25 protein-coding genes and 1 tRNA gene are annotated in these 23,959 nt (G+C 64.1%); 22 read left to right on the top strand and 4 right to left on the bottom strand.

What is annotated here, in order from left to right:
• The first annotated feature begins 211 nt into the window (after window positions 1-211).
• The 5 genes from ACT7B3_RS15230 (at window position 212) to ACT7B3_RS15210 (ending at window position 3,309) form a co-directional block, all read left to right on the top strand.
• Window positions 212-724: a DUF1441 family protein gene (locus tag ACT7B3_RS15230; protein ID WP_445158532.1), complete on the top strand. Its 513-nt coding sequence runs from the start codon at window positions 212-214 to the stop codon at window positions 722-724.
• On the top strand, window positions 721-1,824 hold the full coding sequence (locus ACT7B3_RS15225) for a hypothetical protein (protein ID WP_445158531.1): 1,104 nt from the start codon (window positions 721-723) through the stop codon (window positions 1,822-1,824). Before ACT7B3_RS15230 ends, ACT7B3_RS15225 begins: the two co-directional genes overlap by 4 nt.
• 3 nt (window positions 1,825-1,827) lie before the next feature.
• Complete coding sequence (locus tag ACT7B3_RS15220; protein ID WP_445158530.1) at window positions 1,828-2,106, top strand: hypothetical protein; 279 nt, start codon at window positions 1,828-1,830, stop codon at window positions 2,104-2,106.
• Window positions 2,096-2,308 (top strand): hypothetical protein, encoded by a 213-nt coding sequence (locus tag ACT7B3_RS15215; RefSeq protein WP_445158529.1) that lies wholly within the window; start codon window positions 2,096-2,098, stop codon window positions 2,306-2,308. The genes ACT7B3_RS15220 and ACT7B3_RS15215 overlap by 11 nt, the downstream gene beginning before the upstream one ends.
• Before the next feature lie 419 nt (window positions 2,309-2,727).
• Window positions 2,728-3,309 (top strand): hypothetical protein, encoded by a 582-nt coding sequence (locus tag ACT7B3_RS15210; RefSeq protein ID WP_445158528.1) that lies wholly within the window; start codon window positions 2,728-2,730, stop codon window positions 3,307-3,309.
• 273 nt (window positions 3,310-3,582) lie between these two features.
• Here ACT7B3_RS15210 and ACT7B3_RS15205 read toward each other — a convergent pair.
• Window positions 3,583-3,659 (bottom strand) — tRNA-Pro (locus ACT7B3_RS15205).
• A gap of 120 nt (window positions 3,660-3,779) precedes the next feature.
• Window positions 3,780-4,787, bottom strand: a complete 1,008-nt coding sequence (gene ispB, locus ACT7B3_RS15200) for an octaprenyl diphosphate synthase (protein ID WP_445158527.1) — start codon at window positions 4,785-4,787, stop codon at window positions 3,780-3,782.
• Between the two features lie 276 nt (window positions 4,788-5,063).
• On the opposite strand from ispB, the gene rplU reads away from it, so the two are divergent.
• The 17 genes from rplU (at window position 5,064) to ACT7B3_RS15115 (ending at window position 21,102) form a co-directional block, all read left to right on the top strand.
• Window positions 5,064-5,375: a 50S ribosomal protein L21 gene (gene rplU / locus ACT7B3_RS15195; RefSeq protein WP_104204423.1), complete on the top strand. Its 312-nt coding sequence runs from the start codon at window positions 5,064-5,066 to the stop codon at window positions 5,373-5,375.
• 32 nt (window positions 5,376-5,407) lie between these two features.
• Window positions 5,408-5,665 carry a 50S ribosomal protein L27 gene (gene rpmA, locus ACT7B3_RS15190; protein WP_445158526.1) on the top strand — a complete coding sequence of 86 codons (258 nt, stop codon included), beginning with the start codon at window positions 5,408-5,410 and terminating at the stop codon, window positions 5,663-5,665.
• An 86-nt stretch (window positions 5,666-5,751) separates the two neighbouring features.
• Window positions 5,752-6,942: an Obg family GTPase CgtA gene (gene cgtA / locus ACT7B3_RS15185; protein ID WP_445158525.1), complete on the top strand. Its 1,191-nt coding sequence runs from the start codon at window positions 5,752-5,754 to the stop codon at window positions 6,940-6,942.
• A gap of 51 nt (window positions 6,943-6,993) precedes the next feature.
• Complete coding sequence (gene proB / locus ACT7B3_RS15180) at window positions 6,994-8,130, top strand: glutamate 5-kinase (protein WP_445158524.1); 1,137 nt, start codon at window positions 6,994-6,996, stop codon at window positions 8,128-8,130.
• Between the two features lie 196 nt (window positions 8,131-8,326).
• Window positions 8,327-8,593, top strand: coding sequence for a 30S ribosomal protein S20 (gene rpsT / locus ACT7B3_RS15175; RefSeq protein WP_445158523.1), 267 nt, complete (start codon window positions 8,327-8,329; stop codon window positions 8,591-8,593).
• 135 nt (window positions 8,594-8,728) lie between these two features.
• The gene (gene murJ / locus ACT7B3_RS15170) at window positions 8,729-10,348 is read left to right on the top strand and encodes a murein biosynthesis integral membrane protein MurJ (RefSeq protein WP_445158522.1); all 1,620 of its coding nucleotides are present in this window, start codon (window positions 8,729-8,731) and stop codon (window positions 10,346-10,348) included.
• A 235-nt stretch (window positions 10,349-10,583) separates the two neighbouring features.
• Window positions 10,584-11,645: a bifunctional riboflavin kinase/FAD synthetase gene (ribF, locus tag ACT7B3_RS15165; RefSeq protein WP_444676725.1), complete on the top strand. Its 1,062-nt coding sequence runs from the start codon at window positions 10,584-10,586 to the stop codon at window positions 11,643-11,645.
• A 10-nt stretch (window positions 11,646-11,655) separates the two neighbouring features.
• Window positions 11,656-14,490 (top strand): isoleucine--tRNA ligase, encoded by a 2,835-nt coding sequence (gene ileS / locus ACT7B3_RS15160; protein ID WP_445158521.1) that lies wholly within the window; start codon window positions 11,656-11,658, stop codon window positions 14,488-14,490.
• Window positions 14,483-15,013, top strand: a complete 531-nt coding sequence (gene lspA / locus ACT7B3_RS15155; protein ID WP_444679259.1) for a signal peptidase II — start codon at window positions 14,483-14,485, stop codon at window positions 15,011-15,013. Before ileS ends, lspA begins: the two co-directional genes overlap by 8 nt.
• 41 nt (window positions 15,014-15,054) lie before the next feature.
• Entirely contained in the window at window positions 15,055-15,501 is a 447-nt protein-coding gene (gene fkpB / locus ACT7B3_RS15150; RefSeq protein WP_444676727.1) for an FKBP-type peptidyl-prolyl cis-trans isomerase, read from the top strand.
• A 94-nt stretch (window positions 15,502-15,595) separates the two neighbouring features.
• Window positions 15,596-16,567: a 4-hydroxy-3-methylbut-2-enyl diphosphate reductase gene (gene ispH, locus ACT7B3_RS15145; RefSeq protein WP_445158520.1), complete on the top strand. Its 972-nt coding sequence runs from the start codon at window positions 15,596-15,598 to the stop codon at window positions 16,565-16,567.
• Window positions 16,568-16,716: 149 nt separating this feature from the next.
• On the top strand, window positions 16,717-17,145 hold the full coding sequence (locus tag ACT7B3_RS15140) for a type IV pilin protein (protein WP_445158519.1): 429 nt from the start codon (window positions 16,717-16,719) through the stop codon (window positions 17,143-17,145).
• Window positions 17,146-17,149: 4 nt separating this feature from the next.
• The gene (locus ACT7B3_RS15135) at window positions 17,150-17,587 is read left to right on the top strand and encodes a GspH/FimT family pseudopilin (RefSeq protein ID WP_445158518.1); all 438 of its coding nucleotides are present in this window, start codon (window positions 17,150-17,152) and stop codon (window positions 17,585-17,587) included.
• 8 nt (window positions 17,588-17,595) lie between these two features.
• On the top strand, window positions 17,596-18,018 hold the full coding sequence (pilV, locus tag ACT7B3_RS15130) for a type IV pilus modification protein PilV (protein ID WP_445158517.1): 423 nt from the start codon (window positions 17,596-17,598) through the stop codon (window positions 18,016-18,018).
• Between the two features lie 14 nt (window positions 18,019-18,032).
• Complete coding sequence (locus tag ACT7B3_RS15125; RefSeq protein ID WP_445158516.1) at window positions 18,033-18,611, top strand: PilW family protein; 579 nt, start codon at window positions 18,033-18,035, stop codon at window positions 18,609-18,611.
• Between the two features lie 17 nt (window positions 18,612-18,628).
• A complete protein-coding gene (locus ACT7B3_RS15120; RefSeq protein WP_445158515.1) occupies window positions 18,629-19,747 on the top strand; it encodes a pilus assembly PilX family protein in 1,119 nt (372 codons plus the stop codon).
• A gap of 125 nt (window positions 19,748-19,872) precedes the next feature.
• Window positions 19,873-21,102 carry a cation:proton antiporter domain-containing protein gene (locus tag ACT7B3_RS15115; protein ID WP_445158514.1) on the top strand — a complete coding sequence of 410 codons (1,230 nt, stop codon included), beginning with the start codon at window positions 19,873-19,875 and terminating at the stop codon, window positions 21,100-21,102.
• A 33-nt stretch (window positions 21,103-21,135) separates the two neighbouring features.
• Here ACT7B3_RS15115 and ACT7B3_RS15110 read toward each other — a convergent pair whose 3' ends face one another.
• Together ACT7B3_RS15110 and ACT7B3_RS15105 are read right to left on the bottom strand one after the other, a co-directional pair.
• The gene (locus tag ACT7B3_RS15110; protein WP_445158513.1) at window positions 21,136-22,779 is read right to left on the bottom strand and encodes an alpha/beta hydrolase; all 1,644 of its coding nucleotides are present in this window, start codon (window positions 22,777-22,779) and stop codon (window positions 21,136-21,138) included.
• 59 nt (window positions 22,780-22,838) lie between these two features.
• A complete protein-coding gene (locus ACT7B3_RS15105; protein WP_445158512.1) occupies window positions 22,839-23,957 on the bottom strand; it encodes a phospholipase D-like domain-containing protein in 1,119 nt (372 codons plus the stop codon).
• Window positions 23,958-23,959: the final 2 nt, after the last annotated feature.

Raw genomic sequence — 23,959 nt, 5'->3', positions numbered from 1 at the left:
CCTGTCCGCTGGAAAAAAATCGCGGGTCCTTCCTGGCGACAAACCCCCATCCACGGGGACGCCGAGTCCCGGAATTCGACAAATTTTCACGGTCCCTGGCTGCTCCACCGCAGGTGGTCAGGATCCCAGCGGCGCCGCGAGTTTCGACCTGTGCGAGTTGTGCATCAAGGGGCGCTGAAATAGGCCGCTGATGTACAGGTGAGAGGTTGCGATGGGAGAGGTGGTCAGCACGGAGCAAGCGTATGTGTGGAGCGTTTCGCGCATCGCCGAAGCGATTGGCCGAGACCGGCGCACCGTGTCCGCTGTGATCAAGGACGCGGGTATCTCGCCGGCCGGTTCACGCCGGGGGAATGCCGTGTATCGCCTGGCAGATGTGGTCAATGCGCTGGCCGCCGATCACCGCCCATCAGCTGCCGGAGGCATCGACGTTGACGAGCTGATGCCACTGGACCGCAAGGCCTGGTTTCAGTCGGAAAACGAACGCGTGAAGTTGGAGAGCGCACTCCGCAACTTGGTGCCCGTGGATGAGGTACAGCGGGAAATGGCGAGTCTCGCCAAAGCCGTGGCCAGCGGCCTCGACTCCCTGGCTGACATGCTCGAGCGGGACGCCGGCCTACCGCCGGAGGCTATCGAGCTGGTGGAGCGCGTGACGGATGCGCTGAGAGAGCAGATGTATCAGGCCATCGTGGCCGATGAGGACGACGAAGCCGCCGCCGAGGCGTGACGGCACACCGCCGGCACGGCCGGCAACCGAAGAGGAGAGATGCGATGTTGGCAGCATTCAAGAACAAGTCGGCGGCGAGCTGGAGCACCTGGCTTAAGCAGTTGGATGAGATCCAGGCCGAGCGCGAGGAGATCACCGGCTTGGAAGAAGCCCGAAAAGACTTGGAGCGGGCCGAGAACCATGCTCGATTCGTGATTGGCCTGGCTAATCAGTCTCCAGCGATGGGCAATTTCTACCACACGTCTGACGAGCAGGACCGCGCCACCCTGCTGGATCTGATGGGGCAGATAGCCGGAATGGCCAGCAAGGTTCGTTCCTTCTCGGCGTTCAGCTCGCAGACGCGGGAATATCAGGAAAGCGTCATTGCTCTGGATACTCGCTCCCGGCAGGCGGCCGCCAGTATCCGAGAGGCCGCCGCCACGGTGGAAGAGCTAGAGGGGGTGCGAGCTGAAGTCGAGGAGCGCCTTGAAGCACTGAAACAGAAGGCGCCCAAGGCATCGGCCAGCGGTCTTGCAGAGCTGCGCAAGGAGCGCGACACCGTGGCCACCGAGCGTGATCGAATCGCCGCGGCGCTCGACAACTTCACCGCCGATGACAGCCCGCTGGCACTGGCCCGTGAAGCTGAGCGAGCAGCTACCGAGCGTCTCGAGGAAGCGGAGGCCCTGCTGGCGCTGGGTGAGGCCGATGGCGAGGAGGTGAAGGCAGCCAAGGCAGCCGCCGAGAAGGCCCGCCAGGCCCTGGAGAAGCGCCAGGCGGAGCACCGCAGCCAGGAAGCCGCCCGCCGAGGGATGGCCCGCAAGCTGGAGCAGGCAGACAGCCACCTGGACGCTCTGAATCGCTCCTATCGTGAAGTGCTGGCCCGCGTTCGTGATGCCGAGCTGGCCGCCCTGGAGAGTGAGCTGGTCACCGAACTGGAGAGAGTTGCTGGCGATCGGCTCAAGAAGCTGGCCGAGATCTATGCCGACCTGGAGGAAGCTTTCCCGGGCAGCAGCTATGGCCGTGCTCTCCTCGAAATCAGGCTGCCGCACCTCTACCACCACGCCGAACGGGACCTGCTGAATCGGGGCCTGACAATCACCGCTTATGGGCGGGAGGAGTAACCCATGCTGAAGCACAGCCCGTATCAGAGCGCCTCCTATCGCAAGGCTGCCCACGCCGCCGCCATGAATCGCATCAGAGCAGAGGAAAAGCGCACGCCGGAGCGCATCGAAGAGGATCTTTCCTCCGCTCGCCGGCGAGTCGAAGAGCTGGAGCGCGAGCTGGAAGACGCCAAGCGCACAGGCGAAGAGCCGGAGGAGAAGGAGAGTGTAGAGGCCCGGCTGTCTCCTCGGCGCATCTACGCCCGCCAGAACGCCAGCAAGAGAGGGGCCCATGGCCGTTAACCGCTACGCCGACAGGCCCGCCGCGATGAACCTGGAGCACGCCCAGACGTTGGCACGCTGCTGCCGGGTGGAGATATACAGCCGCAAGGGCCGCCGCCTGGGCATCCTGGTCGGCGAAGACCGGCAGACCCTGGAAAAGCGGGTGGAGCGCTGGCGCGAGTGTATCGCGCCGAACCTTCAGGCCCGCTGGACTGAACCCTGAAGATGCCCATGAACTCAGGGCGCCCGGCTTCCTCTTCGTCGGGCATTGGCGCTCCTATCGGGGCGCCTTTTTTGTATCCTGCATGCGTATGTTTTCTATGCGATTGAGCCGGTTATACTGTATGTGCCGACAGTGAACAGTGATAAGCGAAGGCGCAAGATGTTGATCCGAGCCCGACTGGCACGCGCAGCCGACCCCATGGATGCCGAGCGCCTCGAGAAAGAGTTGGTCGGGGTCGAGGGTGCGCTCGAGCTGCCGGCGGAGGCCCTGGAGGGGAACGGCCGTTCTATCGATCTCCTCCGTCGCTGGGTGGCGAGATGACCGGCACTATGGGCTGGTAAATGCGATACCCCACAGGTGGACACCGACTTCCCTTTCCCGCCTTGATTCCCCAACGAACTTCTATTGCTGGAGGCTATGTGAGCAAATCCCGATACGTCTGGATGAAGCGCTTGGGGCTGGTGAAGTTGATCCGCCTCGCCACCGAACATGCCAGCACGGAGGCCGGAGAAGCCGCGCTTGCCTATGCGCTCGATGAGCTGATGGTCGTGGAGGTTGAGCATCGCATGGTTGCCGGAGAGCGGGCGCTGGGCTTCTCCTCAAGGAGCAGCATCGCCAATGCTGGCGAAAGTAGATCGCCGACATTTGACCGCGCCAGTCGAGTAGAAATCGCCGCTGAGCATCTCGAACGCACCAACCCATGGCGCCCTCTCGCCCTGGAGCTGCTGGCGCAGGTGAGTGAGCGCCAGCAGCGTGCCGCGTTGATCAATGCTTTTCTGATTCCCCGTGCCGGCATCGGGTCCCGCTCGTTGCAGATGCTGCCCACGCACGAGGCCACCGAGCCAGAGAACCAGCGGAAAATTTACCAGGTGCTGGGCTGGCACCCGAACGGGAAACTGCTGTTCAAGGACAGTGACGCCCTTAGGAACGCTGCCTGGACTGCAAAGAAGAAGATGCGTGCCGCGCTGCTCGATAAGCTGGTGACTGCCGCCCTCGCCTGATGACCCAAATCTGGGGAATCCCCCCGCGGAGGGTTGGCGACTGCTGGGTCGTAAATCCAACCCCACACCACGTCCTGGTCCGAATGTTGTGCTTCACGCACCCGCGCTTGATCGCCACGCCGCGCCGAAGGCATCCATTTCGAATGTGACCCTTCGGGCTGGGTGACCCCGAGCAGGCTTTCGCAGCTTGTTGACCATGTGTTGACCCGGTGGCCGGCAACGCAAAACCGCCACCCGGCATAATCCGTAAGTGGCGGTTTTGACTGCATTCTTTGGTCGGAGTAGCAGGATTCGAACCTACGACCTCTGCCTCCCGAAGGCAGCGCTCTACCAAGCTGAGCTATACTCCGTGTCTTGCTTGTCGAACCCTGACGCAACGCTGCCTGTTCAGCGGCTCGATGTCGGCCTCTGGCCAACGGATGGGCATTATACGCAAAAGCCTACGTCATGCAAGCCCTGCCGCTTTAACTTCAGTTCTTGCGCTCCACCGCCAGTCGGGCCAGCTCGGCCATGCTGTCGCGGTAGCGGCTGGGAGGCAGTTTATCCAGCTGTGCCAGGGCCTTGTCGGCCATCTCCTCGGCGCGGGCGCGGGTATAGTCCAGCGCGCCGGTGTCGCGCACGATGGCCAGCACTTCGTCGAGATGGTCCAGCCCGCCCTGGCGGATCGCCTGGCGTATCGTCTCGGCCTGCTCGTGGGTGCCGGCCACCATCGCCTGGATCAACGGCAGAGTCGGCTTGCCTTCGGCCAGGTCGTCGCCGACATTCTTGCCCATGGCCTCAGCATCGCCCTGATAGTCGAGAAGGTCGTCGATCAGCTGAAACGCCAGGCCCAGGTAGCGGCCGTAAAGCTGCAGTGCGGCCTCCTGCTCGGGCTCGGCCTCGGCCAGGATGGCGCCGCTGTGCGAGGCGGCTTCGAACAGCATGGCAGTCTTGCCCTGGATGGTCTCGAAGTAGACCGCCTCGTCGATGTCGGGGTTGCCGACGTTGGTCAGCTGCTGAACTTCGCCTTCGGCAATGACGCAGGTGGCGCTGGAGAGCACGTCCATGATCCTCAGCGAGCCGATCTGCACCATCATCTGGAAGGAGCGCGAATAGAGGAAGTCGCCGACCAGTACCGAGGGGGCGTTGCCCCAGGCGTCGTTGGCAGTGGCCTTGCCGCGGCGCATGTGCGATTCGTCGACCACGTCATCGTGCAGCAGCGTCGAGGTGTGCATGAACTCGATCAGCGTGGCCAGCCCGATGTGCTTGTCGCCCTGGTAGCCCAGCGAACGCGCCGCCAGCAGCACCAGGAGCGGGCGCAGCCGTTTGCCGCCGCTGGCAATGATGTACTGGCCAATGGTGGCGACGAGGGGGACGCGGGAGACCAGCTGGTCCATGATGGTCTGGTTCACCGCGGCGAAATCGTCGGCGACCGCCGCATGGATGGACGAGGCGGCGCTGGATGAGGCGGGCGAATTCGAAGAGACGTTGGCTGGCATGGGTCACAGTCGTCGGGCGGTTGGGCCGGCACGCCGTGGCGTCGCTCTGGCCTTGGGTTGCGGCTCATGCTATGGGGCCCCCATGGGGGCGTCAAGCAATGCCGAGCGTACCGGACGCCTGCGCCGGCCCGGCGCAAGGGGCGCTTGAACACGCGCGGTGGCATCGTTATAATGCGCGGCCCACTCATCATGCTCCCTGTCAGATGGTACCAAGAGGGGTGCCACTCGAAGCAGGCCGACGAAGAGCCAACCCCGATGAGTTCTGGAGAGACAGACATGTACGCAGTCATCAAGAGCGGCGGTAAGCAGTACCGCGTTCAGGAAGGTCAGACGCTCAAGCTCGAGAAGCTCGAGATTCCGACCGGCGAAACCGTCGAGTTCGACCAAGTGCTGCTGGTAGCCGACGGCGACAACGTGACCGTCGGTGCGCCGCTGGTCGACGGGGCCAAGGTGGCCGCCGAGATCGTCTCCCACGGCCGTGGCGAGAAGATCCGCATCATCAAGTTCCGTCGTCGCAAGCATCACATGAAGCGTCAGGGCCACCGTCAGTGGTTCACTGAAGTCAAGATCACCGGGATTTCCGCCTAAGCGGCTTCCCCTTAACGAGCGAGGACTTTGCAATGGCTCATAAGAAGGCAGCCGGCTCTACCCGTAACGGCCGCGATTCAGAATCCAAGCGCCTTGGTGTCAAGCTGTACGGTGGCCAGGTCGTCACCGCCGGCAACATCATCGTGCGTCAGCGCGGCACCCGCTTCCACGCCGGCACCGGCGTGGGCATCGGCCGCGACCACACCCTGTTCGCCCTGAGCGATGGCGTGGTCAAGTTCGAGACCAAGGGTCCGCGGAACCGCAAGTTCGTCAGCGTCGTCTCTGCCTGAGACCGCTCGAGCCGGTAAAAGGGAAGGCCCCGCCCAGGCGGGGCCTTCTTGTATCATGACGGTAGCAACCGTCGGGAGAGTCACACATGCAGTTCGTCGACGAAGCCTCGATCATCGTGGAAGCCGGCAGGGGCGGCAATGGCTGCCTGAGCTTCCGCCGCGAGAAATATGTGCCCAAGGGTGGTCCCGATGGCGGCGACGGCGGGCATGGTGGCAGCGTCTACCTGGTCGGTGACGACGCGCTCAATACCCTGATTGACTTCAAGTACCAGCGCTTCTACCAGGCCGAGAGCGGCCGCCCCGGCCAGGGCCGGCAGATGAGCGGCCGTGCCGGCGGCGACCTGGTGGTCAAGGTGCCGGTGGGCACCACGGTGATCGACGAGGACACCCTCGAGGTGATCGCCGACGTCACTGAGGTCGGCCAGCAGGTGCTGGTGGCCCAGGGCGGCAGGCGCGGGCTTGGCAACATCCACTTCAAGTCGTCGACCAACCGGGCGCCGCGGCGGACCACGCCGGGCACCGACGGCGAGCGCCGCAACCTGCGCCTGGAGATGAAGGTGATGGCCGACGTCGGCCTGCTGGGCATGCCCAATGCCGGCAAGTCGACCCTGATCCGCGCCGTCTCGGCGGCCAAGCCCAAGGTGGCCGACTACCCCTTCACCACCCTGGTGCCCAACCTCGGCGTGGTGAAGCTGGGCATGCACGAGCATTTCGTGATGGCCGACGTGCCGGGGCTGATCGAAGGAGCCTCTGACGGCGCCGGGCTAGGCCTGCGCTTCCTCAAGCACCTGACCCGCACCCGCCTGCTGTTCCATGTGGTCGACGTGGCCCCCTTCGACGAGTCCGACCCGGTGGAGGTGGCGCGTGCCATTGCCCTCGAGCTCGAGCAGTTCTCGCCGACCCTGGCCGAGCGCCCGCGCTGGCTGGTGCTCAACAAGCTCGACCTGGTGCCGGAAGCGGAGCGCGAGGCGCGTATTCAGGCGATCGTCGATGGCCTGGCCTGGGAAGGGCCGGTGTTTCGTATCTCGGCGATCAGCGGCGAAGGCACCGACGTCCTGGTGCAGGCAGCCCACCGCTGGCTCACCGAGCAGCGCCGGCTGGAGAACGAGGACGAGGAGGCCGCCGAGCGCGAGCGCGAGATGCGCGAGCGGATGGAGGCCGAGGCGGTGGCGCGCACCGAGGCGCGCCTGGGTCGTCGGCGCAAGCGCCGCGATCAGGACGACGATGACGACTTCGACGACGATGATTACGACGTCGAGGTCGAATATGTAGAGTGAGCTGCTCAGTTTCTCTGGGTTTGAGGTTCAGCCTTGTTGGAGAGTGCATAGGTGAGCAACGAGCGGGTACCGGGTCGTGATGCGCTGCGTGGCGCACGCAGGGTGGTGGTGAAGATCGGCAGCGCGCTGCTGACCAACGACGGGCGGGGGCTCGACGAGGCGGCTATCGGCGGCTGGGTGGACCAGATTGCCGCGCTGCATCGCCAGGGCATCGAGGTGGTGCTGGTGTCGTCGGGCGCCGTGGCCGCCGGCATGGTGCGCTTGGGCTGGCAGGTGCGCCCTTCGGCGGTGCATGAGTTGCAGGCCGCCGCGGCGGTGGGCCAGAACGGCCTGACCCAGTGCTACGAGTATCACTTCGCGCGCCATGGCCTGGTCACCGCGCAGGTCCTGCTCACCCACGACGACCTCTCCAACCGCAAGCGCTACCTCAACGCCCGCTCGGCGCTGCGCACCCTGGTCGACCTGCGCGTGGTGCCGGTGATCAACGAGAACGACACCGTGGTCACCGACGAGATCCGCTTCGGCGACAACGACACCCTGGGCGCGCTGGTGGCCAACCTGCTCGAGGCCGAGGCGCTGGTGATCCTCACCGACCAGGAGGGGTTGTTCGACGCCGATCCGCGCCACAATCCCGAGGCCTCTCTCATCAGCGAAGGGCGTGCCGACGACCCGGCGCTGGCCGCCATGGCCGGCGGCGGCGGTGCGCTGGGGCGCGGCGGCATGACCACCAAGGTCCAGGCGGCTCGCCTGGCGGCACGCTCCGGTGCCGTCACGGTGATCGCCAGCGGGCGCCAGCCCGAGGTGCTGACCCGGCTGGCCGAAGGGGAGCCGCTGGGCACGCTGCTGCGTCCCGAAGAGGCGCCCATGGCGGCGCGCAAGCGCTGGCTGGCCGGCCAACTGCAGGTGCGCGGCAGCCTCACGCTGGACGCCGGGGCGGTGAAGGTGCTGCGTGGCAGTGGCTCGAGCCTGCTGGCGGTGGGGGTCAAGGCGCTGTCGGGCGACTTCGTGCGCGGTGACATGGTGCTGTGCGTCGACGAACAGGGCCAGCGTATCGCCAAGGGACTGGTCAACTACGGTGCCGACGAGGCGCGCCGCCTGCTCGGCCAGCCCAGCCATCAGATCGAGGCGATCCTCGGCTACATGGAAGCGCCGGAGTTGATTCATCGGGACAACCTGGTGGTGCTGTGAGTCAGGCCGTTCGCGGCCTGTAGCATGAAGCGGTGCAGCTGTGATAGTATGCGCCATCCTCTCAGACACGGCCCGTCGACAACCTTCGCGTTGGCGCAATGGCCAGGCCGGCTGGAAGGCAAAACTTCCAGGCCGGACAAATTGTTATCGATGCCGCTCTCACCGGGCGGCGTTAACGTTTTCCAGGAGATAGTCAGTGGCAAACAGCAAGCAAGCTCGTAAGCGTGCCCGCCAGGCAGAAGGCCGCCGTGTACTGAAGGCCGGTCAGCGTTCCATGGTGCGTACCTACGTCAAGCGCGTCCTCAAGGCCATCAACGGCGGCGACCACGCCACCGCCATGTCCGAGTTCCAGAAGGCGCAGCCGGTCATCGACCGCATCGCCGACAAGGACGTGCTCTCCAAGAAGAAGGCCGCTCGCCTGAAGAGCCGCCTGAACAAGCGCATCAAGGCGCTGGCTGCATAAGGCCGGACGCACAGGGGTCCCGCCAGCGCCATCACCTTCGATGCCTGCGCGACGATCTCGAAAAAACCGGCTGCGGCCGGTTTTTTTGTGCCTGTGTGAGTCCCGTGCATAAGGTAGGGCTGAGGAAATGAAACGGTGACGGAACCCGAAAAGCTGCCCAAGAGCACCCGGTCTCGCGCACCATCGGTGGCCGACGATGACCGGGCGGTGGCGCCCAAGGCCGGCGGGCTGATGCGCTCCGGTCTGGTGGTGGGGGCCATGACCATGCTGTCGCGGGTGATGGGGCTTGCGCGCGACGTGGTGGTGGCGACCCTGTTCGGGGCCGGCAGCGGCGCCGATGCCTTCTTCGTGGCGTTCAAGATTCCCAACTTCATGCGCCGGCTGTTTGCCGAGGGCGCCTTCAACCAGGCCTTCGTGCCGGTGCTCTCCGAGTACGCCACGCGCGGCAGCAAGCGCGAGGTGCGCGAGCTGCTCGACGCCGTGGCCGGCAGCCTGACCGCGGTGCTGGCGCTGATCACTGCGCTGGCGATGCTCGCCGCACCCTGGCTGGTGTGGGTCTTCGCCCCGGGCTTCGGCCGCGACCCGGCCAAGCTGGCGCTGACCGCCGACATGCTGAGGCTCACCTTTCCCTACCTGCTGCTGATCTCGCTGACCGCCTTTGCCGGCAGCGTGCTCAACACCTGGAACCGTTTCGCCGTGCCGGCCTTCACGCCGGTGCTGCTCAACCTGTCGCTGATCGGCGCCGCCGTGCTGCTCACCCCCATGATGAGCGAGCCCGCCATGGCGCTGGCCTGGGGCGTGCTGATTGCCGGTGTCGCCCAGCTCGCCTTCCAGGTGCCGTTCCTGGTGCGCCTGGGGCTGATGCCGCGGCCCTGGCCCAATTTCGCCCACAGCGGGGTGAAGCGCATCCTGGTGCTGATGGCGCCGGCGCTGTTCGGCGTCTCGGTGTCGCAGATCAACCTGCTGCTGGATACCGTGCTGGCCTCGCTGCTCGCGCCCGGCAGCGTCTCCTGGCTCTACTATTCCGATCGCCTGGTCGAGCTGCCGCTGGGGGTGTTCGGCATCGCCATCGGCACGGTGATCTTGCCGGCGCTCTCCCGGCGCCATGCCGAACAGTCGGGGCAGCACTTCGCCGCCATGCTCGACTGGGCGGTGCGCGCGGTGCTGCTGCTGGGGCTGCCGGCGGCGCTAGCGCTGGCCATCCTGGCCGAGCCGCTGCTGATCTCGCTGTTCCACTACGGCGCCATGACCGAGCACGACATCGTCATGGCGGCCATGAGCCTGCGCGCCTATGCCTTCGGCCTGGTCGCCTTCATGCTGATCAAGGTGCTGGCCCCGGGCTTCTTCGCCCGCCAGAACACCAAGACCCCGGTCAAGGTCGGCATCATTGCCATGGTCGCCAACATGGTGTTCAACCTGATCCTGATCTGGCCGCTGGCCCACGCCGGCCTGGCCCTGGCCACGGCGCTGTCGGCCTTCCTCAACGCCGGTCTGCTGGGCTGGCTGCTCTACAAGCAGGGCGTGCTGGTGTTCCAGCCCGGCTGGGGGCGCTACGCGGTGCAGCTGATTGGCGGCTGCACGGTGATGAGCCTGGGGCTGGTCTGGCTGTCGCCCGACTGGCAGCAGTGGCTCGGCTGGGGCGTGTGGAGCCGCGTGCAGTGGCTTGCGCTGCTGGTGGTGGCCGGTGCGGCGGTCTACTTCGCCTGGCTGGCGGCGCTGGGCGTCAGGCCGAGCCAGTTCCGGATGCGAGGGTGAGCGCTGTGCGTGTAGCCACGCGCCGGGGCTGATGCGAGGGCGAAGGTCGCCGAGAAGGCGCTGTGAATCCTTCCCTGGACGCGACATTTGCCATCCATGGCAAGTGACCTTCTCATCGACCTGCCCTCGGCGCCCCTCGCTGTGAGGAGTCGGGACAGCCTGCTGTCAAGGGGGCGGGGGTCCGCTATAATCCACCCCTTTACCTGTTTTCAACCCGAGGCATGGCGACGACCCGATGGAAGTCATTCGAGGACTGCACAATCTGCGCGACGAGCATCGCGGCTGCGTGGCCACCATCGGCAATTTCGATGGTGTGCACCGCGGCCACCAGGCGATTCTCGACCAGTGCCGCGAGCAGGCCTCGAAGCTGCGCCTGCCGGTCACGGTAGTGGTGTTCGAGCCCCAGCCACGCGAGTTCTTCGCCGGCGACCAGGCGCCGCCGCGGCTGACCCGGCTGCGCGAGAAGGTGCGCCTGCTCGGTGAGAGCGGGGTGGACTACGTGCTCTGCCTGCCGTTCAACGACCGCCTGCGCAGCCTTACCGCGGTGGAATTCATCGACCGCGTGCTGGTCGAAGGACTTGGCGTGCGCCACCTGGTGGTCGGTGATGACTTCCGCTTCGGCTGCGACCGCAGCGGTGATTTCGGCCTGCTGGCCGAAGAGGGCGAGCGGCGTGGCCGCGAGGGCTACAGCGTCGAACATACGCGCACCTTCGCGCTCGACGACGAGCGGGTCTCCAGCACCCGGGTACGCACGCTGCTGGCCAGCGGCAATTTCGCCCAGGCGGCGCGGATGCTGGGCCGCCCCTATCGCCTCGGTGGCCGCGTGGTCGCCGACCAGAAGCTGGGGCGCACCATCGGCGTGCCCACCGCCAACCTGCCGCTACCGCGCCTGCCGCTGGCGCTGCGCGGCGTCTATGCGGTGATGACCGAATTGCCCGATGGGCGATGCCTGGCCGGGGTGGCCAACATCGGCTGGCGGCCCACGGTCGGCAGCGACCGACCGGTGCTCGAAGTGCACCTGTTCGACTTCGACGGCGACCTCTACGGCCAGCGACTCACGGTGTTCCCCTGCGCCAGGCTGCGCGGCGAGGTGAAGTTCGATGATTTCAATGCGCTGAAGCAGCAGATCCAGGCCGACCAGGCGCGCGCGCGGGGCTACTTTGCCTCACCGTGCCAGGCCGCCAGGGAGCCAGACCTGGCGGATGACTCTCTTCCCTTGGCATCGGCGCCGTTGGCGCGCGAGGCCGCGACTTTCGAATCCTCGGCGGGACGCTCCGCCGACCAAGACGACGGCTGACTCCCAGGCTATGAGCGACTACAAGCACACACTGAACCTGCCCGAAACCGACTTCCCCATGCGCGGCAACCTGCCCCAGCGCGAGCCCGGTCGGGTGTCGCAGTGGCAGGACATGAAGCTCTACCAGCGCCTGCGTGAAGAGCGCCGCGGCCGCGAGACCTTCGTGCTGCACGACGGCCCTCCCTACGCCAACGGCAGCATCCACATCGGTCACGCCGTCAACAAGATCCTCAAGGACATCATCGTCAAGTCGAAGAACCTGGCCGGCTTCGACGCCCCCTACGTGCCCGGCTGGGACTGCCACGGCCTGCCCATCGAGCACAAGGTGGAGACCACCCACGGCAAGCACCTCGAGCCCGAACAGGCGCGGGCCCTGTGTCGCGAGTACGCCGCTTCGCAGATCCAGACCCAGCTCGCCGACTTCGTGCGCCTGGGCGTGATCGGCGATTGGGACCACCCCTACCGCACGATGGACTACGCCAACGAGGCGGGCGAGATCCGCGCCCTGGCCGACATGGTCGCCGCCGGCTACGTGTTCAAGGGGCTCAAGCCGGTCAACTGGTGCTTCGACTGCGGCTCGGCGCTGGCCGAGGCCGAGGTGGAGTACCAGGACAAGAAGTCCGACGCCATCGACGTGGCCTTCCCGGCCGCCGACGAGGCCAAGCTGGCGGCCGCCTTCGGCCTGGCGTCGCTGCCCAAGCCCGCCGCCATCGTGATCTGGACCACCACGCCCTGGACCGTGCCGGCCAACCAGGCGCTCAACGTGCATCCCGAGTTCACTTATGCCCTGGTCGATACCGGCAGCCGCCTGCTGGTGCTGGCCGAAGAGCTGGTCGAGAGCTGTCTGGAGCGCTACGAACTCCAGGGTGAGGTGATCGCCACCGCCAAGGGCCAGGCACTCGACCTGATCGAGTTCCGCCACCCGTTCTACGATCGCCTCTCGCCGGTCTATCTGGCCGACTACGTCGAGTCCGAGGTGGGCAGCACGGGTATCGTCCACTCCGCCCCGGCCTACGGCGTCGACGACTTCGTCACCTGCCGCGCCCATGGCATGGCGTTCGAGGAGATCAAGAGCCCGGTGCAGGGTGACGGCGTCTACGCCGACGACCTGCCGTTCTTCGGCGGCCAGCTGATCTGGAAGGCCAACCCGCAGATCGTCGCCAAGCTGGAGGAAGTGGGCGCGCTGCTGGCGCACAAGGTCATCACCCACAGCTACATGCACTGCTGGCGCCACAAGACGCCGGTGATCTACCGCGCCACGGCACAGTGGTTCGTGGGCATGGACGTGAAAGGGCACGACGGCCGCACCCTGCGCGAGCGGGCGCTGGAGGGCATCCATGCCACCCAGTTCACCCCGGCCTGGGGCCAGGCGCGCCTGCACGCCATGATCGCCAACCGCCCCGACTGGTGCATCTCGCGCCAGCGCAACTGGGGCGTGCCGATCCCGTTCTTCCTGCACAAGGCCAGCGGCGAGCTGCACCCGCGCACCGTCGAGCTGATGGAAGAGGCCGCCAAGCGCGTCGAGCGCGAGGGCATCGACGCCTGGTTCCGTCTCGACCCGGTCGAGCTGCTGGGCGACGAGGCGGCCCAGTACGAGAAGGTCACCGACACGCTGGACGTGTGGTTCGACTCCGGCACCACCCATCGCCACGTGCTGCGCGGCTCGCACCCGCATGGCCACGAGGGCGGCCCGCGCGCCGACCTCTACCTGGAGGGCTCCGACCAGCACCGCGGCTGGTTCCACTCCTCGCTGCTGACCGGCTGCGCCATCGACGGCCACCCGCCGTACCGCGGCCTGCTGACTCATGGCTTCACCGTAGACGCCCAGGGCCGCAAGATGTCCAAGTCGATGGGCAACGTGGTGGCGCCGCAGGAGGTGATGGACAAGCTCGGCGCCGACATCCTGCGGCTATGGGTCGCCTCCACCGACTATTCTGGCGAAATGGCGGTCTCCGACGAGATCCTCAAGCGCACCGCCGACGTCTACCGCCGCATCCGCAACACCGCGCGGTTCCTGCTCAGCAACCTGAATGGCTTCGACCCAGAGCGTGATGTGGTGGCCTTTGACAATATGCTGGCGCTGGACCAATGGGTGGTGGACCGCGCCGCCCAGCTGCAGGCGCGCATCGAGAAGGCCTACGAGGAGTATCGCTTCCTCGATGTCTACCAGCAGGTGCACACCTTCTGCTCGCGGGAGCTCGGCGGCTTCTACCTCGACGTGATCAAGGACCGCCAGTACACCACCCCGGCCGATTCCCTGGCTCGGCGCAGCTGCCAGACCGCGCTTTACCACGTGGTCGAGGCGATGTCGCGCTGGGTGGCGCCGATCCTTAGTTTCACCGCCGAGGAGATCTACGAGCACATTCCCGGCAGCCAGGGCGACAGCGTGCTGCTCGAGACCTACTACGACGGCCTCTCCACGCTGGCGCCCGACGCCGAGCTGGGCCGCGGGTTCTGGGAGCAGGTGCTCGAGGTCAAGCAGGCGGTCAACAAGTGCCTGGAGGATGCCCGCAACGCCAAGGTGATCAAGGGCAGCCTGGCCGCCGAGGTGACCCTGTTCGTCGACGACGCCCTGCACGCCACCCTGGCCAAGCTGGGCGAGGAGCTGCGCTTCGTGATGCTGACCAGCGAAGTGCGTCTGGCGCCCCTGGCCGAGGGTAGCGCCGCCGAGGCCACCGAACTCGACGGCCTCAAGGTGGCCGTCTCGGCAAGCTCGCACCAGAAGTGCGAGCGCTGCTGGCACCATCGCGAAGACGTGGGCAGCCACGCCGAGCACCCCGACCTTTGTGGTCGCTGCATCATCAACCTGCCGGAGGGGCCGGGTGAGACTCGCCACTATGCGTAACAAGCAGGATGACAGCGGCACTTCGGTGCCGCCGATGAGCAAGCCGCTGCGCTGGCTGTGGCTGGCCGCCGCGGTGGTGGTGCTGGACCTGGCTACCAAGGCACTGATGTCCAGCGTGCTGAGCTACGGCCAGCCGGTGGAGGTGCTGCCATTCTTCAACCTCACGCTGCTGCACAACACCGGAGCGGCGTTCAGCTTCCTGGCCGGCCATCCCGGCTGGCAGCGCTGGTTCTTCGCCATCATCGCGGTGGGCGCCACGGTGGGCCTGACGATCTGGATGAGCCGGCTCAAGGCCGACGAGAAGCTGCTTGGCGCCTCGCTGGCGCTGATCATCGGCGGTGCCCTCGGCAACCTCTACGATCGCCTGGTGCACGGCTACGTGGTCGATTTTCTCTCCTTCCACGTGGCCGGCTGGTACTACCCGGCCTTCAACGTGGCGGACATCGGCATCACCCTGGGCGCCATCGGCCTGATCTGGGAATCCGTCTTCGAAGGGCGCAAGCAGGCTCGCCGGCGCGGCTGAGCCCGGCGCCTGTGCATGAGCCCACCAACGAGAGCACCATCATGAGCGAATACCGCATCGACGAAGGCATGGAAGTGACGCTGCACTTCACCCTCAAGCTGGAGGACGGCACCGTGGTCGACTCCACCCGCGATAAGCAGCCGGCCACCTTTCAGGTGGGCGACGGCAACCTGCCGCCGGGCTTCGAGCGTCCGCTGAAGGGCCTGGCGAAAGGCGAGAGCGGTAGCTTCGAGATCACGCCGGAGCACGCCTTCGGCCAGCGCAACCCGCAGAACGTACAGCGGCTCAGCCGCGACGACTTCAAGGAGATCGAGCCGGAGGTGGGCACCATGATGTCGTTTGCCGACCCTGCCGGCGGTGAGCTGCCGGGCGTGGTCGTTGCGGTCGACGAGCGGCATGTGGAAGTGGACTTCAATCACCCGCTCTCGGGGCGTACCCTGACCTTCGAGGTCGAGGTGCTGGACGTGAAGCCCGCGCAGACACATTGACCGCCAGCGCGAGGGTCGACTGCCGTAAGGGCTTCGAGATAACCCTGACTTGACTCCATTATCGGATGCCCCGACGCATCAAGGCGACGTAACCATGCAAGCTAACCCCGTGCGAATCCGGCTGGCCAATCCCCGCGGCTTCTGCGCCGGCGTCGATCGCGCCATCGAGATCGTCAATAGCGCGCTGGATGTCTTCGGCCCGCCCATCTACGTGCGTCATGAAGTGGTCCACAACCGCTTCGTGGTCGATACCCTGCGCAGCCGTGGCGCCATCTTCGTCGAGGAGCTCGACGAGGTGCCCGACGACGTCATCGTGATCTTCTCCGCCCACGGCGTGTCGCGAGCGGTGCAGGACGATGCCGAGCGGCGCGGGCTTAAGGTGTTCGACGCCACCTGCCCCCTGGTGACCAAGGTGCACATGGAGGTGCTGCGCTACGCCCGCCGCGGCCAGGAGTGCATCCTGATCGGCCACGCTGGCCACCCCGAGGTGGAAGGCACCATGGGGCGCTACGACACGTCCCATGGCGGCGCCATCTATCTGGTCGAGGACGAGGATGACGTAGCGCGGCTTGAGGTCAATGACCCAAGCCAGCTCGCCTTCGTCACCCAGACCACGCTTTCGATGGACGACACCGCTCGGGTGATCGACGCCCTGCGCGCCAAGTTTCCCGAGATCCAGGGGCCGCGCAAGGACGACATCTGCTACGCCACCCAGAACCGCCAGGACGCCGTGCGCGAGCTGGCTGCCGGCTGCGACCTGCTGCTGGTGGTGGGCAGCCCCAACAGCTCCAACTCCAATCGCCTGCGCGAGCTGGCCGAGCGGGTCGGCACCCCGGCCTACCTGATCGACGACGCCAGCCAGATCGACCCGGCCTGGCTTGAAGGCGTCGGCGCGGTAGGCATCACCGCCGGGGCCAGCGCCCCTGAAGTGCTGGTCAAGGGCGTGATCGAGCGCCTGCAGGGCCTGGGCGCCCAAGCCCCCGAAGAGCTGGCCGGTCGTGAGGAGACCATCACCTTCTCCATGCCCCGCGAACTGCGCGAACGGGTGATCGCCAGCGACGGCTGAGCCAGGCGCCGCGCGCCTTCCGGCGTGAGCGCCGGCTCACGTTCCCCGTGCTGAATCGCCGGACCCTCGGGTCCGGCTTTTTTGTCGCCGCACCTAGCGAGGGGCGGTGTCATGCGACATACTGAAACCAAATGTAACCAAATGTGGGGATGTGCCGAGTGAAGACGTGCGCCAGCCTGGACCAACTGCGGCCCCGGCATGCCAGGCTCCATCGTGAGCGAGGCTTCACCCTGATCGAGCTGCTGATCGCCGTGGCCGTGATAGGCATTCTGGCGTCGATCGCGGTGCCGAGTTATCGGGGGTATGTGGAGCGGGCTAATTTGGCCGAGGCCAAGTCGGCGCTTTTGCATATCGCAGGGCAACTGGAGAGGCATTATACCGCCAATAATTCTTACTCGGGTTTCTCGCCGAGCCTAAGTATTTCCGATGGTAATCCTTACTCTCTTAATGCGGATGGAACCACAGTCGAAGCTTCAAGTTTCTCCATTACTCTTATTGCATCTGAGAGGCATCCTGATGGCTGTGGCGAAATATCTGTGGACCAGCTAGGGCAACAGGAGCCTAAAAATTGTTGGTAAAGGTATGAAAAATTATTCTGGCTTCACCCTGATTGAGTTGCTGGTCACCATCGCGGTGATGGCCATCATAGCGACGATAGCCGTGCCGGGCTTTCAGGGCATGATGGCCAGAAACCAGTTGGCAAGTGACTACAACGTGGTATTGGTAGGTCTTAATCATGCTCGTAGCGAGGCCATCAAGCGGCGTGAGGAGGTGACATTTCGAGTCATGCCGGAAACTCCTTGGGAGTACAGAGTCACCACAGCAGGCGGTAGCGACATCTCAATTCGTTCTGGCCGGAGTGAGCAGGTCACTCTTACCAATACGAATATCACCTTCAATGCGCTGGGGCGCCGGGCCAGTTGCAGTGGCGGCTGTGATATTTCTGTTACCCATGCCAAAGCTGGTAGTCACGAGTTGCAGGTAAGCACCACCGGCCGCATCGGCAAGCCGACGGGGTAAGGATCGCCATGAAACATCACGACCAATCGGGTTTTACGCTGGTGGAAGCACTGATCGCTCTACTGGTGCTCTCCATCGGCTTGCTGGGTGTGGCAGCGATGCAGGTCAAAGCGCTACAAAGCGCGCATATGGGCTATCAGCGTGCAGTGGTGAGTCTGGCTGCCATAGATGCACAGGAGCAGGCCTGGGCTGCGTTGTCTGAGTCAGATCCAAAGAATTGTCCCGATAACGCAACTCTTTCGGAAATTGAAGGCGAATGGATAGGCGAATGGTTCGGTACGGGAAAGATTTTGATTAATGACGGGAGTGGTTTATCCCTTGGTGCTTCGAATTGTGAGTATACCGTATCGATAGAGTGGCAGGAGGGGCGCTACTCAGATGGCGAGAGTGATAATGCCTTCGTTTACCAGTTCCGGCTGCCAGAGCTATGAGAGGCTGTCCCTCGATGTTTTCATTCCCTGCGGCTAAAAATACGCCGCGCCAGACAGGATTTACCTTAATTGAGCTGATGGTTGCGCTGGTGATCGGCCTGATCATCATTCTGGGTGCCGGGCAGCTGTTTTTAATGGGGTTTCAATCATTTCGTCAGATTGAGTTGTTGAGCAACAAGCAGGCGGCGTTGACTTTTGCAACCGAAATATTAATACGGGATGTTCGTCGAGCAAATTATATCGACTTTGTTGATAATGAATTAATCATTAAGTTCCCAAATAACGGTGATATGCAAAGCTGTAACTCAGCGGTGGAGCGGACCTATAGGCTGAGTGAGTCCGCAGTGAGCGTTTTTGAAGGCTGGTCCCTGAATATGAAACAAAAATGCGAAGGAAGTACTGTCGAGCCTAATTTTGAGCCTTTAGTTGCTGGGTTTTCACAAAATGGGTTCGGCTATGATGATGACAAAACCGATAAGGAAAATGGTGTTTGGTTGATCAGGTTTGACTTGTTAGCGAGTCTTGATGGAAGCCAGGCTGATACGTTTTATTTTTGGGCGGTCAACCGATGGCTAGCTGTCAAAGATCCTTAAAGGCCGAGGTGGGAAGTATGAAAAAGCAACGAGGTGCGGCACTCGTGGTGGTGCTTTCGATGTTGGCAATGTCGCTAATGCTGGGGCTTTCAGGTATGCAGTCAGCCCAGATAGATGAGCGCTTGGCGGGCAACTATCGTTCTTCTTCTTTGGCTCAGATGGCTGCAGAAAAAGCCGTGTCGAGAGCTTATAAAGAAGATGAGCAGGGCATCAGTAGCGATGTGAATTTTTATCCGGTCAGTAGAAGTTTGGTAGAATCAGCTTCATGGGATTCTTTTGTGTCTGGGCATCCAAGTTATGGTGGAAGTTATAGCGAAGGAAGTATTTCTTACGCTTACCGGAGGTATAGGATTGATGGGGCAAGCTATATTGTTGGACTTGGGGCTGTTTTGGATAGTGATGGAGCGGTGATTTCAAAAAGTCATCCCGTTTATGCAAGGCTAAGGTCGACTTTACCACCCCCTCCGAGTGTTAATGGTGCTTTTACCTGCTTTGGAACCCTTTGTGATCACAAGGTGTCTGGCAATGCCAGTGTAAGCGGAAGCGATTATATGTTGCCAGGAGATTTTAACTGTAGCGGCAGTGGCTGTAGTACGGGCGTGGCTATTGATGGGCAGAGTGTGCATGGGATTTACTATCCGCACAAAAATGGAGCGGGTGAGGCTGGCGATGCTGAAAAAGCTTCTTGGGCCAGCTATTTGCAAGCAATAGAGCAGATTGGGTATGATAAGATTTTTACTGGAGGGCAAAATTTTACTTCCAATATCGGGGGAAGAGGTTCTCCGGCCTTGATAAAAATTTCCAGTGGGATGGTGACAAATTCTTCAAATCACAATACCTCGGGAATTATTGTGGTCAAGGCGGGGGCTACCTACAAAATGACAGGCACTGGTCATCATGAAGGCTTAATCATTGTCGAGGAGGGCGGAACTGTTGAGGAAGGTGGTGTTTTTGAAATGAGCTCTGGCACTCCGAGAGTATATGGTGCAGTGATAAAAATGAACGGGTCGAGTGGTTACGATCTCCAGCTTACAGGAAATATCAGTCTGCGTTATAGCAGTGCAGCGATTTCTTTATTGAGCAATATTGGTGGTGGGGCAAGTGGAAGTAAAAGGAAGATAATGGATTGGTTCTGATTTTTTATAACAATTTATATGTTTTAAGACGTTGATTAATTTATAACCTTGAGCTGAATGGTTTACGCCTTGCGCCGTGTCGCCTAGCTTAGAGAAGGGGTTGGCAAGGAGCGCAAGGAGTCGGCATGGATCAGCTGAACATGGGCCTCGCCGTGGTGGGCGGCTTGGTGCTGGTGGCCGGGCTGCTGTCGAGCCCGCTGGACCGCTCCGTGCTTTCGGGCCCCATGCTGGCCTTTCTCATCGGTGTGCTGCTGGGGCCGCATGGTGCGGCCTGGCTGGACCCTTCGGCCTGGGGCGATGCCAGGCAGATCCTTGAACACACCGCACGCATCACCCTCGGTATCAGCCTGATGGGCATCGCGTTGCGGCTGCCGCCGGACTATCCCTTCGCCCACTGGCGTTCGCTGCTGCTGCTGCTGGGCATCGGCATGCCGTCTATGTTCCTGATCAGTTCGCTGTTGACCCACTGGGTGCTGGGCCTGCCGTTGCTGCTGGCCCTGCTGGTGGGCGGTACGGTGTGTGCGACAGATCCGGTCGTGGCGTCCTCCATCGTGACAGGCGGGGTGGCGAAGGAGAACCTGCCCGAGTCGTTCCGCTACCTGCTGTCGAGCGAGTCCGGTGCCAACGATGGCCTGGCCTACCCGTTGGTGCTGCTGCCGATCCTGCTGATGACGCTACCTGGCCAGGACGCTTGGCTCGACTGGCTCGGCAAGGTCTGGCTGTGGGAGGTTGGGGCCGGCCTGGTGGCGGGCGGCGTGATGGGCTGGGCGGCGGGCCATGCCCTGCGCTGGTCCGAAAGGCACAGGTTTCTCGACCAGCCTTCGTTTCTCTCTATTACCGTGGCCTTGACCCTGCTGGTGCTGGGAGTTGGAGAGCTCATCGGTACCAATAGCATTCTTGGGGTATTCGCTGCTGGGCTGGCCTTCGACCAGCAGGTGGGCGGCAAGGACCGCAGCGAGGAGGACAACGTGCAGGAGGCGGTCAACATCCTGCTGACCTTACCGGTGTTCGTGCTGTTCGGCCTGATTGCGCCTTGGGCGGCGTGGTGGGCGCTGGGCGTCGAAGGGCTGCTGCTGGCGGTGTTGGTGCTGCTGCTGCGCCGCCTGCCGCTGTTGCTGTTGCTGCGCCGCGGACTCCCGTCGCTGCGCGACTGGCCGATCACCTGGATCATGGGTTGGTTCGGGCCCATTGGGGCGTCGGCGCTCTACTACGGCAGCTTCGTGTCGAGCCGCACCGGGCTGGACCTGGCCTGGACAGCCGGCAGCCTCATCGTGCTGGCCTCGATGCTGGCGCACGGCATGACGGCAGCGCCCCTGGCCAGGCGCTATGGCCGCTGGCAACGCCAGCGGCGCTAGTCTGGCCGACAGACAGCCGACAGCCGACAGTCGTCAGCGTACCTGGCGGAAGCGCTCGCGCAGCCGCTCCAGCTCGTCTTCGGTCCAGCCTTCAGGCTCCGTCAGCGCCACCCAGGCGTCGAGGTAGTGCTCTGCGGCAATGCTGTGGCCGAAGCCGGGCGGTGCCCGGCCTACGGCGAGATCGCCGAGCAGCTGCAGCATGGTGACCACCGGGTACCAGCGGAATTCGGGCAGCACGTCCGGGGCGCGTGGTTCACGCATCCAGCCGGGCTCGCGATAGAGGATGCGAGGGTTGAAGAAGGTGATCGGATCGCTGCCGTACTGCAGGTAGGCGATGCGGAAGTCGCCCCACTCGCCCGGCGGGGCATCCAGGCTTTGGTGCTGGTTCATGAAGCGCACCACGGCGCCGCCGCGGAAGGTGGGCAGCCAGGCCGGGGAGCCGGGATCTCGCTCGCGGGTCACAGTGCGCCACGTCTCGCTGCGAAAGGGAGGGCCGCTCCACAGGGCGCCGTGGAAGGGGTCGTCGATAATGTCGTAGAAGTCGAACGACAGGTCCGAGTTCAGCGAGCCGAGGCTCAGTCCGTGCAGGTAGAGTCGCGGACGGCTCTCCTCGGGCAGCGTGGTCCAGTAGGTATAGACGGCGCGGAACAGCGCGCGTGCGTTCTCGGCGCCATAGTCGCCTTCCGTCAACAATGCGAGGTGGCTGGGCAGGTAGGAGTACTGCATGGCGACGGTGGCGATGTCGCCGCGGTGCAGGTATTCCACCGTGTTCTGTGCTGCGGGGTCGATCCAGCCCCGGCCGGTGGGCGTGGCCACCAGCAGCACGGCACGCTCGAAGGCGCCGACCCGCTGCAGCTCGGCCAGGGCGAGTTCGGCGCGCTCCCTTGGGGTCTCCGCGGCCCCCAGCCCTACGTAGACCCGAATCGGTGCCGGCGTGGGTGCGTCGAAGAAGGCGCTGAGGCTGTCCGCGCCGGGGCCCTGGGTCACGAAGCGCCGGCCTCGGCCGCCCAGCGCCTCCCAGTCGATCAGGGAGTGGGCGCTGCCCGCCATCATGGGGTCGTCGGGGGGCGCCAGGTCGTCGAGGATCAGCTCGTCGATCTGCTGGAAGGAGTTGTCCGCGGTGCGCAGGGCCAGGGTGAACAGTACGCCGTCGATGATCGACCAGAACAGCGCCGCCGCCAGGATCACCCCCAGGAGATTGGAGATGCGGTGCGGAATGAAGCGCTGCATCTTGCGCGACAGAAACTGGAAGGTTCGACGGAACAGGCGCACCAGCAGTAGCAGGACGGCGAACAGCGCCAGCGCGATCACGGCGATGCTGATGGGGCGAATGCCGCTGACCGCTTCCATGCCCATCAGCTCGCGCACGCTGTTCTGCCATGCCGAGGCCTGCCACAGGAACAGCGCGGCGATGACGGCGCAGATTCCTGCCGCCGTGAGCTTGATGATCCGTTCCACCTTGGGGCCGGGGCGAGGTAGCTGCAGGTAGTCCCAAAGCCAGTGCGCAGTGAAGCCGAGCGCATAGCCGGCGCCGAAGGAGAGCCCCGAAACGATGCCCTGGGCGTAGGTTGGCCGCGGCAGCAGGCTGGGCGTGAGGGAGAAAGCGAACAGCAGGGTGCCCAGCAGCAGGCCGGTGGTGGAAAAGTGTCTGAGGGCTCGGCGAAGAGTCGAGTGCATTACCATACCTGAAGTGCGAAATGGCCAGGCGCAGCGGCTACAAGGCCCGCCTGGGGCGACTAGCGAAGCCCCGCCAGCCAGGAGCTCACCAGGGAGGAGATGCGCTCGCGATAGCGCTGGGCCTTCGGGCGCTGTTCCCAGCGGTTGGCGAGTATCGGCTTGCTGTCACCTATGTGCTGTTCGAACAGTTCGACCATGCGGGCGGCGAAGTCTGCATTCTCCACCTCAAGGTTGGCTTCCAGGTTCCAGTGCAGGCTCCAGTGGTCGAAATTGCATGAGCCGACCGTGACCCAGTCGTCGACGATACAGAACTTGGCGTGGGTGAAGCGAGGCAGATATTCGTAAATCTTGATGCCGGCGTCCAGTAGCTGGGCGTAATGACGTTGCCCGGCGTAGCGCACGCTGGGATGGTCATGACCCTTGCCGGCGACCAGTAGGCGCACGTCCACGCCGCGGGCTGCCGCATCGGTGATCAATCGACGTAGCTGGCGCGAAGGCAGGAAATAGGGCGTGTACATCCATAGCCGCTGCCTGGCCATGCCCAGGCGCCGATGCAGCGAGTGGCGGATCGTCTGGTTGTCGGGGCCTTCGTTGTGTACCACGCGCGCCGTCATGCCGTGCGGCTGTGCGTCGAGGGACGGGGCGGCGGGAAGCTCGCGCCGCAGCGTCGCCTTGTCGCCGCGGGTATGGGAGGATTCCCACAGGTCGACGAACAGGCCGATCCAGTCCTCCACCACGGGGCCCTGCGCCTTCACCACCAGATCGAACCAGTCACCGAGGTAGTCGTCGGTCATGCAGTAGCCGCCGGTGTAGGCCGTGCGGCGGTCGACCAGGATCAGCTTGCGGTGGTTGCGGTTAAGGTTGCGGCGCAGGCGGCGCATCATGAAGGGGTTGTAGTGGCGCAGCGCCACGCCTGCCGCGGCGAGGCGCGCCCGATCCCGCTGGCCCAAACCCACGGCGCCGAAGCTGTCGAGCAGTACCCGCACCTCCACGCCGCGCTGTGCTGCGCGAGTCAGGGCATCGAAGAAGCGCCGAGTCACCCGTCCCGATTCGATCAGGTATTGCTCGAACCACACCGATTCCTCGGCCTTGTCGATGGCTTCGAGCAGCGCCGGCACGAAGCAGCGGCTGTCAGGCAGAAGGGTGATACGGTTGCCCTCTTTCCATGTCGTTTCCATCC

It is taken from the genome of Halomonas sp. E14 (genome assembly GCF_052568415.1).
The sequence above is the reverse complement of the archived record's forward strand: the minus strand, read 5'-3'. Positions and strand labels throughout refer to the sequence as shown.